Genomic DNA, 2,162 nt, shown 5'->3' on the forward strand with positions numbered 1-2,162 from the left:
CTCCCCCTCCCGCCGAGCAGCCACAGCGGCCCGCAGCGCGGCCCGCGCCACCTCACCGGGCCGGGCCTCGGGCGCCGCCCCCCGCTCAGGACCGTCCGCCGACCCCGAATCCCCCTCGGCGGGTTCCCCGGACGCACCCGCACGAGCCGCACGCAGCGCCTCGCGGGCCTCCTCCGCGGGGGTCCGCTCCTCGGCACTCATTCCGGCCTCCGCAGGGACACGAGGTCGGTCAGTTCGCGGTCGGTCAGCTCGGTCAGGGCCGCCTCCCCGGAGCCGAGGATCGCGTCGGCCAGAGCCCGCTTAGCGGTGAGCATCTCGGCGATGCGGTCCTCCACGGTGCCCTCGGTGACGAGGCGGTGGACCTGGACGGGCTGAGTCTGCCCGATGCGGTAGGCGCGGTCGGTGGCCTGTTCCTCGACGGCGGGGTTCCACCAGCGGTCGAAGTGCACGACGTGTCCCGCGCGGGTGAGGTTCAGCCCCGTGCCCGCCGCCTTGAGGGAGAGCACCAGGACCGGGATCCCGCCGGACTGGAACCGGTCCACCATCCGCTCCCGCTCCGGCACCGGAGTACCGCCGTGCAGAAGGTCGACGGGGATCGCGCGGTCGGCCAGGTGGGCGGTGATGAGCCGGGCCATGCCGACGTACTGGGTGAAGACCAGGACCGAGCCGTCCTCGGCGAGCACGGTGTCCAGCAGCTCGTCCAGCAGGGCGAGTTTGCCGGAGCGGGCGGAGAGCCGGTCCGGGTGGGCGGGCTCCTCCTTGAGGTAGAGCGCCGGGTGGTCGCAGATCTGCTTGAGGGCGCCGAGCAGCTTGAGGACGAGGCCCCGGCGGGCGATGCCGTTCGCGTCCTCGATGGCCAGCATCGACTCGCGCACCACGGCCTCGTACAGCGCGGCCTGCTCGCGGCTGAGCGGGACCGGGTGGTCGGTCTCGGTCTTGGGCGGGAGTTCGGGGACGATGCCGGGGTCGGACTTCTTGCGGCGCAGCATGAACGGACGGACGAGCCGCGCCAGCCGCTCCACCGCCTCGGCGTCCTCGCCGTTCTCCACGGCACGCGCGTGCCGGGCGCGGAAGGACTTCAGGGGGCCGAGCAGGCCGGGCGTGGTCCAGTCGAGCAGGGCCCAGAGCTCGGAGAGGTTGTTCTCCACCGGGGTGCCGGTGAGCGCCACGCGCGCGGGGGTCCGGATCGTGCGCAGCGCTTTCGCGGTGGCGGAGTACGGGTTCTTCACGTGCTGGGCCTCGTCCGCGACGACCATGCCCCACGGCTGCTGGGCGAGCCGGGCGGCGGCGGAGCGCATGGTGCCGTAGGTGGTGAGGACGAAGCCGCCGGTGAGGCCGTCTAGGGTGCGGTCGGCGCCGTGGAAGCGGCGGACGGGGACGCCGGGCGCGAAGCGGTTGATCTCCCGCTGCCAGTTGCCCAGCAGGGAGGCGGGGCAGACCACGAGGGTCGGCTCGGTGCGGGCGCGCTTGAGGTGGAGGGCGATGAGGGTGATCGTCTTGCCGAGGCCCATGTCGTCGGCGAGGCAGCCGCCGAGGCCGAGGGAGGTCATCAGGTCGAGCCAGGCCAGGCCGCGCAACTGGTAGTCGCGCAGGGTCGCGTCGAGCCCGGCGGGCGGCTCGGCCGGGGCGATGCCCGCGGTGAGCCGGTCGCGCAGGGCCGCGAGGGCGCCGGTCGGGACGGCCTCCACGGTCTCGCCGTCGACCTCGGCGGTGCCGGTGAGGGCGACGGCGAGCGCGTCGACGGGGTCGAGCAGGCCCAGTTCGCGCTTGCGGGCCTTGCGGACCAGGGCCGGATCGACCAGGACCCAGCGGTCGCGGAGCCGGACGACCGGGCGGTGTGCCTCGGCGAGGGCGTCCATCTCGGCCTCGGTGAGCGGGTCGCCGCCGAGCGCCAGTTGCCAGCGGAAACTGAGCAGCTCTTCGCTCTCGAAGAACCCGGTGCCGTCGGTCGCGGAGCCGGGGGCGGTGCGGACCTCGGCCGTGGCGGCGAGGTCGCTCGCGAGGTCGCGGGGCCAGTGCACGGCGACCCCGGCGGCGGCCAGCCGGCTCGCGGCCACGCCGAGCAGGTCGGTGACCTCCTCCTCGGACAGGGCCAGCACGTCGGGCACGTCCTGCTCGGCGAGCCGGTCCAGCGGCGCCCACACGCGCGCGGCGCGCCGGAC

At 74.8% G+C, this 2,162-nt stretch carries 1 protein-coding gene and 1 pseudogene; both read right to left on the reverse strand.

Annotation, left to right across the window (positions count from 1 at the left end; genetic code table 11):
• Positions 1–201 (reverse strand): annotated as a pseudogene (locus GT030_RS36810) (hypothetical protein); the annotation flags it as partial.
• Positions 198–2,162, reverse strand: a 1,965-nt coding sequence (locus GT030_RS27890) for a DEAD/DEAH box helicase (RefSeq protein WP_161203451.1), incomplete at its 5' end; no start/stop codon positions are given. The pseudogene GT030_RS36810 and the gene GT030_RS27890, both read right to left, overlap by 4 nt.

Source organism: Streptomyces sp. SID1328, assembly GCF_009865595.1.
GTDB lineage: Bacteria > Actinomycetota > Actinomycetes > Streptomycetales > Streptomycetaceae > Streptomyces > Streptomyces griseoluteus.